8 protein-coding genes, 1 tRNA gene and 1 pseudogene are annotated in these 8,742 nt (G+C 73.0%); 6 read left to right on the top strand and 4 right to left on the bottom strand.

Annotated features, from left to right (window positions below; all coding sequences use genetic code 11):
- The 3 genes from ABL57_RS17415 to ABL57_RS17405 all read right to left on the bottom strand — a co-directional run.
- The coding region (locus ABL57_RS17415; RefSeq protein ID WP_152683443.1) for an ATP-binding cassette domain-containing protein at positions 1-220 on the bottom strand (220 nt) is incomplete at its 3' end.
- Positions 221-379: 159 nt separating this feature from the next.
- Positions 380-1,189, bottom strand: a complete 810-nt coding sequence (gene otsB, locus ABL57_RS17410; protein WP_047804745.1) for a trehalose-phosphatase — start codon at positions 1,187-1,189, stop codon at positions 380-382.
- On the bottom strand, positions 1,186-2,700 hold the full coding sequence (locus tag ABL57_RS17405) for a trehalose-6-phosphate synthase (protein WP_082157532.1): 1,515 nt from the start codon (positions 2,698-2,700) through the stop codon (positions 1,186-1,188). The genes otsB and ABL57_RS17405 overlap by 4 nt, the downstream gene beginning before the upstream one ends.
- A 166-nt stretch (positions 2,701-2,866) precedes the next feature.
- Between ABL57_RS17405 and ABL57_RS17400 the strand changes: the two genes are divergently transcribed.
- The 4 genes from ABL57_RS17400 (at position 2,867) to ABL57_RS17385 (ending at position 5,833) form a co-directional block, all read left to right on the top strand.
- Positions 2,867-3,727 carry a DsbA family protein gene (locus ABL57_RS17400; protein WP_047804744.1) on the top strand — a complete coding sequence of 287 codons (861 nt, stop codon included), beginning with the start codon at positions 2,867-2,869 and terminating at the stop codon, positions 3,725-3,727.
- A 154-nt stretch (positions 3,728-3,881) separates the two neighbouring features.
- A tRNA-Thr gene (locus ABL57_RS17395) sits at positions 3,882-3,958 on the top strand.
- Between the two features lie 426 nt (positions 3,959-4,384).
- Entirely contained in the window at positions 4,385-4,921 is a 537-nt protein-coding gene (locus ABL57_RS17390) for a hypothetical protein (RefSeq protein WP_047804743.1), read from the top strand.
- A gap of 252 nt (positions 4,922-5,173) precedes the next feature.
- On the top strand, positions 5,174-5,833 hold the full coding sequence (locus ABL57_RS17385) for a D-alanyl-D-alanine carboxypeptidase family protein (RefSeq protein WP_053005089.1): 660 nt from the start codon (positions 5,174-5,176) through the stop codon (positions 5,831-5,833).
- A gap of 34 nt (positions 5,834-5,867) precedes the next feature.
- Here ABL57_RS17385 and ABL57_RS23595 read toward each other — a convergent pair whose 3' ends face one another.
- Positions 5,868-6,257 (bottom strand): SpoIIE family protein phosphatase, encoded by a 390-nt coding sequence (locus ABL57_RS23595; protein ID WP_152683442.1) that lies wholly within the window; start codon positions 6,255-6,257, stop codon positions 5,868-5,870.
- A 593-nt stretch (positions 6,258-6,850) separates the two neighbouring features.
- Between ABL57_RS23595 and ABL57_RS17375 the strand changes: the two genes are divergently transcribed.
- Positions 6,851-7,540, top strand: coding sequence for a hypothetical protein (locus ABL57_RS17375; protein ID WP_047804741.1), 690 nt, complete (start codon positions 6,851-6,853; stop codon positions 7,538-7,540).
- Between the two features lie 18 nt (positions 7,541-7,558).
- Positions 7,559-8,742, top strand: a pseudogene (locus ABL57_RS17370) (hypothetical protein); the annotation flags it as partial.

The following is an 8,742-nucleotide window of genomic DNA, read 5'->3' as shown; positions in this document are numbered from 1 at the left end:
AGGGCACGTCGGTGACGTCGCGGTCCCCGATGTAGATGTTCCCGGCGGTGACCTCCTCCAGGCCGGCCAGCATCCGCAGGGTGGTGGATTTGCCGCACCCGGAGGGTCCGACCAGGACCAGGAACTCCCCGTCGGCCACCTCCAGGTCCAGATCGGTGACCGAGGGCCGCTCGGCCCCCGGGTACTGACAGGTGACATTCGCGTAGCGCACAGCAGACATGGAACAAGCCTCTTTCCCGGCAGGCACGTGCCGGACGATCCGAAGGAGAAGAGCAACCCCCACAGGTGACGGGGGCCACAGTGATCCTAATCACGGTCATGCCTCCGGCGCCACCGGCGTCCCATCGACGCGCCGCCGCGGCCTCGGCGGCGCCCGCGCTCAGGACAGAGCGGTGCTCCGCAGCTCAGCCAGCCGGGCGAGCACTCCGGCCAGTTCGGCCGGGGACGCGACCCGGTGCGCCGCCGCGCTCTCACCGTTGCCCACCTTGATGCCGAGATCGTCCGGGCCGAGTTCTCGCATGGCGTTCTCGTCCGTGACGTCGTCGCCGGCGAAGAGGGTGACCTCCGCACCGGTCGCCTGCATGAACGCCGTGATGCCCTCGCCCTTCGTGGCGGAGTGCACCGAGGACTCGACCACGTGCTGGCCCGGGGTGACCTTCAGTCCGTCCAGCTGCTCGAAGGCCTCGATCATCTCCTGCTCGGCGCGGGCGGACGACGCCTGGTCCGTCATCGTGCGGGTGTGGAACGCCGCCCCGGTGGGCTTGAGCTCGAGCCGGGATCCCGGGTACCGGGCCACCTGCGCCTCCACGAGTTCGGTCGCCCGGCCGAGCAGGTCCTGCTGGGCCGGGGAGAGCCGCAGCTCCGAGTCCGCCGCCGCGCCTCCGAGGGCGTCGAGGTGCAGCTCGGCCCCGTGCGAGCCGGAGAGCAGCATCCGGCCGTCCGGGTCCACGACGGCGCGCAGGAAGTGCATGGGCCGCCCCGAGATGACGGCCACGTAGGTCCGGTCCAGCCCCAGCAGCTGCTCGAGGGCCGTCTGCGCCTCCGGCAGCGCCCGGCTGTCGCCGGGGTCCGCCGTGAAGGGGGCCAGGGTGCCGTCGAAGTCCAGGGCGACCAGCAGCGTCTCGGCCGCGGCCGCCCGGTCGAGAGCCTGCTCGAGCGCCGGCCGAGCGTCGTCGTGCGTGTCCGTCACTGCTCCTCCTCGGTGGTGTCGCCGGTCGTGCGACCGGAACGGGTGCCGGCGAGGTCCCGCAGGAACGCCTCCGACCAGTCGTTGACGTCGTTGCCCAGTACCTGGCGCCGCATCGCGCGCATCCGCTTCTTCGCCTCGGCCGCCGGCATCTCCTTGGCCCGCAGCATCGCGTCCTTGAGCCCGTCGATGTCGTGCGGGTTCACCAGCAGCGCCTGCTTGAGCTGCTCGGCGGCGCCGGTGAACTCGGAGAGCACCAGGGTGCCGGACCCGTCCGTCTTCGCCGCGACGTACTCCTTGGCCACCAGGTTCATGCCGTCCCGGAGCGAGGTCACCAGCATCACGTCGGTGGCGAGGTAGAGCGCCACCATCTCCTCGAACGGATAGCCGTGGTGCAGGTACCGGATCGCGGTGTGCGAGATCGTGTCGTGCTGGCCGTTGAGATGACCCACCAGGCCCTCCACGTCCTCGCGCAGCTGGACGTAGGACTCCACCCGTTCCCGCGAGGGATTGGCCACCTGCACCAGCACCGACGGACCGACCGTCAGCCTCCCGTCCTGCAGCAGCTCCCCGTAGGCCTTGATGCGGTGCAGGATGCCCTTGGTGTAGTCGAGCCGGTCCACCCCGAGGAAGACGGTCTCCGGGTCGCCGAGCTCGTGCCGGATCTCCCGGGCGCGCTCCTTGACCTCCGGGCGCGAGGCCAGCTCCTGGATCGCCTCGGCGTCGATGGAGATCGGGTAGGACTGGGCGCGCACCGTCCAGGCGGCGTCGTCGGTGCCGAACCGGGCGCGGCCCTGCCGGAACGGCACGTCCAGGAACCGGCGCACGCAGCGCTGGAAGTTCTGGGCGTCGCCCGGGCGCTGGAAGCCGATGAGGTCGGCGCCGGAGAGCCCTTCCAGCACCGCTCGCCGCCAGGGGAGCTGCGCGAAGATCTCGAGCGGGGGGAAGGGGATGTGGTTGAAGAAGCCGATGGTCAGGTCCGGGCGCAGGTCCCGCAACAGCTTGGGCACCAGTTGCAGCTGATAGTCCTGCACCCACACCGTGGCGTTCTGCGCGGCGACCTCGGCGGTCCGCTCCGCGAAGCGGCGGTTGACCCGGCGGTAGGTGTTCCACCAGGCGCGGTGGAACTCCGGGGGTGCGATGACGTCGTGGTAGAGCGGCCACAGGGTCGCGTTCGAGAACCCCTCGTAGTAGGCCTCGACCTCCGCGCCGGAGAGCGGGACGGGCGCCAGGTGGAAGACGTCGTGGTCGAAGCGCTCCAGCGTCTCGTCGGCCGCGCCGTGCCAGCCCACCCAGGCGCCGGTGTTGCGGGCCATCACCGGGGACAGGGCGGCCACGAGGCCGCCGGGGGAGCGGCGCCAGGAGGACGTGCCGTCCTCGACGACGCGCTCGACCGGCAGCCGGTTCGAGACCACGACGAAGTCGAAGCCGGTGTCCTGGGGGACGTCCGTGCGCGGTTCGGGCGCCTCCTCCAGATCTGCCGAGGAGGCGGTGGGGGTCTGCTCTGCACTCACGAGGGGTCCTTCCGGTGGGGCGTCATCGTCCTGCGCCCCAGTCTATTCGTCAGTGTGCTCCCCTTTCTGCCTGGGGATCTCCTGAGTCGGCGGGCCGCGAGGGGGTCCGATAATCTGAGCGACGACACGTCCGCATCCGCCCCCGAGGATTCTTCGAAGAGGACCCATGGCATCCAGCAGCACGACCCCCGACCCCCGGAACCGCGACGCCGCCCGCGAGCGCGCCCGGCAGCTCGCCGACCAGCACGCCCGCCAGGACAAGCGGTCCCGCCGGCTGCTGCAGTTCGGCATCCTCGCCCTGGTCCTCGTGATCCTCGCGGTGATCGGGGTGGTCGTGGCGCAGAACCGGGCCGAGCAGATCCCCGAGGCCGGTCCGGTGCCCGCCTCCGCCAACCAGTGGGGCGGCACCGTCCTGACCGCGGACGGCATCCGCACCGGCGAGTCGGAGGTGGACCAGCGCGATCTGGGCGAGGTCCCCGAGGCGCCGGAGACCCCGGACGACTCCGCGGTGCCGCCGGGCGTCGAGCCCGCGGGCGAGGGCGAGCCCGTGCCGGTCGTGATCTTCCAGGACTTCGAGTGCGTGCACTGCGCCGACTTCGAGACCGAGAACGGTGAGGCCCTCGAGGAGGCCGTGACGTCCGGGGACATCACCCTGGAGTACCGCAACCTCAACTTCCTGGACCGGGCCACGCCCACGCAGTACTCCTCCCGCGCCGCGGCCGCCGCCTACGAGGTGGGCAACCAGGTCTCCACGGAGCAGTACCTCGCCTTCGTCGAGGAGGTGTTCTCGCACCAGGGCACCGGTGGCCTGGACGACGAGCAGCTCGTGGAGATCGCCGCCACGCACGGCGCGGACATCGCGACCGCGCTGGAGGAGAACACCTGGCGCCCCATGGTCAACGTGGTCTCGCAGGAGTCCCTGGCCAACGGCGTCTCCGGCACCCCGACGGTCTTCATCGACGGTGAGCGGCTCGGCAACGAGGCGTTCCAGGACGCCCTGGACGAGGCCCTGGCGGACCAGAAGTAGGTGTCCCGCCCTCGGACGGAGCGGCGGCGCCGCGCCCTGCGGGGTGCGGCGCCGCCGCTCCGCCCGAGGGCGCAGGGATTTCGGGGTCCTCGGAGACGTCCGATATCCTGGGACCCCGGTCGCCGGTGCCGCGCGCGGCACCCCGGGACCACCCGCCTCCTTAGCTCAGCTGGCCAGAGCACCTGTCTTGTAAACAGGGGGTCACCGGTTCGAATCCGGTAGGGGGCTCCACAGCACACGGTCGTTGCGACAGCGACCGCTCATGACGTCACATGTTGCGGCGAGGTCTCGGAACGGGACGCCCTCTCACCGAGGCCGCCCGTGGCCCGGGCCCACGGGGTCTGTCCGCGCGTATCGCCGACCCACGGCGACGCTGCGGGACAATGGGGCGAACGCCCTGGTCAGCGCCCATTCAGCGGCCTCCGTCCCGCGGTGCGGGCCACGACCCCGAACGCGCCGGTGAAGGGCCGGGAGGGCCTGTCGCCGCCATGCTGCCGCGAGCCGGAACCGTGCCGCCGCCCGCCCCGCCCACGGCCTTGAACTGTGACCCGGGACACTCCTACGGTGTTCATGCCTGCTGTCCGGGCGAGATCTCTGACCCAGGTCTGTGCACACCCACCGCTTGGCCACCCGCCGTCATGCCCATCAGGAGCAGCCATGGATCCACTGCGGAAGACCCTCGCCGGCACGGTGCTGGCCGCCCTCCTCCTCCTCGGAGGCGCGGCCACCTCTGCGGTCGCGGGTCCGGGCGACGACGACACCGACCACGGCAGTGCGTACGGCGACGGACACCCCGACGACCGGTACGGCCACGGCGACGGGAGCGGCCCTGACGACGGGTACGAGAACGACCCTGACGACCGGTACGGGAACGACGACCGGTACGGGAACGGCCACGGGGACCGGGCCGACCAGGGGGAGGACGACGAGCGCTGGTACGGCTACCACCGCTCCGACCGGGACGAGCAGCGGCACGACCACGATCGGGACCCCGACGACGAGTACCGGGACGGCGTCGGCGCGAGCACGGGTGAGGACCGCGAAGACCGTGAGGACCACTGGTACCGCTGCGAGACGCACGACCGGTGGCACTGGGTCGACCACGACGACGCGGAGAGCCGCGAGCACCACGACCGCATGCACGCCGAGGGCGAGCACCAGCACGAGAACGAGCGCGACGACCACCACTACTGAGCCGGTCGGAGCCGCACCCGGAGGCCGTGCCGGGCCGCACCCGGGGCCGCCCGCGTCCCGCGAGGGCGCGGCTCGGCCCCGCGCCCTTCCCGGGCGGCTCGCCCGCCCCGTGGGCTCCAAGACCTCCCGGGACGCCGGGCACGACCCGTCCGAGCCCGGGCCGGCCAGGCTGAGCGCCCGACGCAGCGGGATTTCCGGACACGTGGGGGCGTGGGAGCGATGTGAGGACCGGGCAGCATCACGGGGGCAGCGGTGTCGATCGCCCTGACGGCGGTACTCGTCGCGCCGGCGGATGCCGCGCCGGCGGACCACGACATCGACTCGGCGCACAGCCTGCAGGTCGTGGTGAACAAGCACCGGAAGCCGGACCCGGCGACGTACGTGCCCGACCAGCTGAAGCGCGTGCAGTCCGAGCGTCTCCAGGCGACGGCGGCCGAGGCGTTCCAGCGGATGACCCGCGCAGTCAGAGCGGACGGCGTGCACATCGTGCCGGTGAGCGGTCACCGCTCCCACGCCGAGCAGGCGAGCCTCTACGGCAGCTACGTCCAGCAGTACGGCCAGGAGACGGCGGACACGATCGCCGCCCGCCCCGGCCACAGCGAGCACCAGACCGGGCTCGCGATGGACGTCGGCAACGCCGACGGCGAGTGTGCCGTGCAGGACTGCTTCGAGGGAACCCCGGTGGGGGACTGGGTGCGGAAGAACGCCCATCGTCACGGCTTCGTCGTCTGCTGCCCCGAGGATCGGCAGGAGTGGACCGGCTACGCCTACGAGCCCTGGCACCTGCGCTACGTCGGACTGCAGCTCCTGGCCGAGCTGCAGGCGGACGCCGCCGCGGAGGGATCCGCCGAGCTGGACACCCTCGAGGAGTACTTCGGACTGGGGCCCGCCCCGGACTACCCCGCCGTCTGACCCCTCCGGCGCGTCCGGCCGGTCGCCGCTGGGATCACCTCCTCGGCGCCGGCCGTGGTGACGATGGGCGCCCCCCCTGCCCCCCCAGAGCGCCTCTGCGCCATCCATCGTCGGCCGCCGCCCGCACCCGCTCGTCGTTGTGCACGTGGCCGGGCCTGGCTGGACCTGCTCCGCAACACCGGGCGACACTCTTCCGGCACGGTGTCCCGAATCCGTCTCCTGATCTCCGAGTCCGAGGGCGGGCGGAGAACGCGATGACGAAGGCTCCGGTACCGCTCAGCAGGTCCGCCGAGGCGGCGGCCCGCGCGAAAGCGGTCTGCTGGTCGTTGAGCTGCACGGCGCCCACGAGCAGCGCCTGCACGGAGGCCGCGATCAGGGCGGCCGGGATCCCCTTGCCCATGACGTCGGCCACGTGCAGCTGCATCCGGCCGCCGTCCACGGGCTGCCACGCGGGGGAAGTCGCCGCCGATCTCCCGGGCCGGCGCGCAGCGCCCGGCCAGCTCGTAGCCGGCCACGTGCGGGGCCGTGCGCGGCATCAGGATCTGCTGGACCTCGGCGGCGCGGTCCGGTTCGCGCTTCAGCTCCAGCTCCCGCTCGACCCAGGCGGCCAGCTCCCGCAGCAGCGACTGCTGGTCGGCGCGCAGCCGGCGCGGCCGGGTGTCGAACAGGCACAGCGAACCGACCTGCTCCCGCCCGGTGCCCGGAGCGGGTGGCCGGCGTAGAAGCGCACGTGCGGGTCCCGGCGAATGAACACGATCTCGCGGAAGCGGTCGTCGACGGTCGCGTCCGGCATGATCAGGCTGTCCGGCTGCCGGACGGTGTGGCGGCACATCGAGTCGTCGGAGGTTGTGCTCCCCAGCCCGGCCAGTCCCGTCTCGGCTTGGGCCCGCTGCCGCAAGGTGTTCGCGCCACACCACGTCATGCCGATCACTAATGCAAATGACCGTGTAGCGTGAGCTCCAACGACCGGCCCGGTCGGGTTCTTCCCCCCCCCATGACCGTGCAGAGGAGTCCCCCATGACAGCCCTGTTCCTCCCGTCGCGCGGCCGACGCGCCGGGACCGTCTGCGCGGCGCTGCTCGCTCTCGCCCTGACCGGGTGCTCGGGGAACCCGGGCGGCGCGGCCTCTCCCGCGGCGGCCACCTCCGTGGAGACTTCCGGAGCGGAGACCTCCGCTGCGGCGGAACCCGGGACGGCGCCGTCCGGGGCTGCGAGCGCCCCCGCGGCGTCGGGGACCCCGGAGCCCGGCACCGCCGGGCCGGGAAGTCCCGCGCCCTCGGGCAACGACGTGGCCCCCTACGACGACAGCGCCACCCGTGTCACCGCCGTCGCGTTCGGCTCCACCCAGCAGCTCACCGACTCCCTGGCGGGGACGGTGGAGGGGCCGCGACTTGCGACCACGGGGCAGCGCCCGGTCCGTGCCGCTCCCGGCACCCCGGTGCAGGTGTTCACCGTGACCCTCACCAACACGGGCACCGACCCGGTCGACGCGGTGCCCTGGTCCTTCCCGGTGGCCGTCGTGGGCGACGAGCCCGCGGTGCCCGCCTACGACGAGTCGCTCGGCGTGCGGATGGAGACCTTCCCGACCATCGCCCCCGGCGGATCCGCCTCGCTGGACGTCGCCTTCAGCGCGGCGCCCGACGCCGACCTGGCCGTGCGGGTCTTCGACAACACCACCCCCGACCACTACGTCGAGTTCACCGACTGACCCCAGCGAGGGACCCCCATGAAGATCTCAGCTCTGCGCATCCCCGCCGCCCTCGCGGCCTGCTTCGCCGTCGTCCTCGCCGGTGCCCCCGGCGCGTCCGCGGCTCCGCCGTCCCCCGCGCCGGACGTGGCGACGGCTCCTGCGGCAACGGACGGGACCGCGACGGCCACCGCCACGACCACCGCTACGGCGGCGCCGCTCGATCCGGTCGACGATGCGATGGCCACGGCCGGCCCGGGCCGCACGGCGGCCGTGGACGTCCTGGCCAACGACGGGCTCCTGGACCCCGCGCAGGTGAGGCTGCTGCTCGTGGACCCCTCCGCCCCCCGGGGCGAGGACGCCCTCGCGGACGAGCTGCGCACGGACGTCGGGTCGTTGCGCGTCATCACCCCGGGCACGGCGCCCGCGGAGCTGCCCGAGGGCTGGCTGCCGCCCGAGCACCCCGTGCTCGCGCTGACCCCGGCCGAGGACGCGCCGGCCGGTGCCGTGGAGGTCGGCTACGCCCTGCGGGACGCCACCGGTGGCGAAGCCCGCGCGGTGGTCACCGTGACCCCGAGGGTTTCCGCAGATCCCTCCCCCTCGACAGGGCCCGCCGAACAGGCGCTGCCCACCCCGGAGGCGCTGCCCGAGCCAGCGAGCGAACCCGCAGCGGTTCCCTCGACCGGGCCGGCGACCGAATCGTCCGAGGGGGCCCGTGCGGCGGATGCACAGGCGGACGTGACCACGGACGTCCCGGCGGAGGCCCGGCAGGCCCTGGAGGCCGCCGCCGTCCGGGTGGCGGCCCGCTCCGGGGGACCCACCGCCGACATGCGCCCGTGGAAGGGCGGTTGGGAGTGGCCGCACCAGAACGGCGTCGTACTGTGGCACGCGGCTCATGGGGCCCACTTCGTGCAGGTCCGGGGCGCCATCGGCCAGAAGTGGCTGTCCGACGGGGATGTGGACCTGCTGGGCTGGCCACTCGGCGACGAGGTGTGCGGGCTGGCCGGGCGTGGGTGCCGGCAGTCGTTCTCGGGCGACCGCACCATCTACTGGACTGCCTCCACCGGTGCGCGCACGGTGAACACCTACGGGGCGATCGGGAGCAAGTGGGTCCTCGGCGGGCGCGAGACGGGGGTCTACGGGTATCCGACGACCGACGAGGTGTGCGGGCTGGCCGGGCGTGGGTGCCGGCAGTCGTTCTCGGGCGACCGCACCATCTACTG

This window comes from Kocuria sp. SM24M-10 (genome assembly GCF_001027955.1).
In the GTDB taxonomy this organism is placed as follows: domain Bacteria; phylum Actinomycetota; class Actinomycetes; order Actinomycetales; family Micrococcaceae; genus Kocuria; species Kocuria oceani.
This window is presented reverse-complemented; position numbering and strand designations above follow the sequence as displayed.

What these genes read in the sequence shown, in the direction of transcription:
- ABL57_RS17390 (WP_047804743.1), top strand. Translation starts at nt 4,385, where the DNA reads ATGGATCCACTGCGGAAGACCCTCGCCGGCACGGTGCTGGCCGCCCTC.
- ABL57_RS23595 (WP_152683442.1), bottom strand. Translation starts at nt 6,257, where the DNA reads ATGCAGCTGCACGTGGCCGACGTCATGGGCAAGGGGATCCCGGCCGCC.
- ABL57_RS17400 (WP_047804744.1), top strand. Translation starts at nt 2,867, where the DNA reads ATGGCATCCAGCAGCACGACCCCCGACCCCCGGAACCGCGACGCCGCC.
- ABL57_RS17375 (WP_047804741.1), top strand. Translation starts at nt 6,851, where the DNA reads ATGACAGCCCTGTTCCTCCCGTCGCGCGGCCGACGCGCCGGGACCGTC.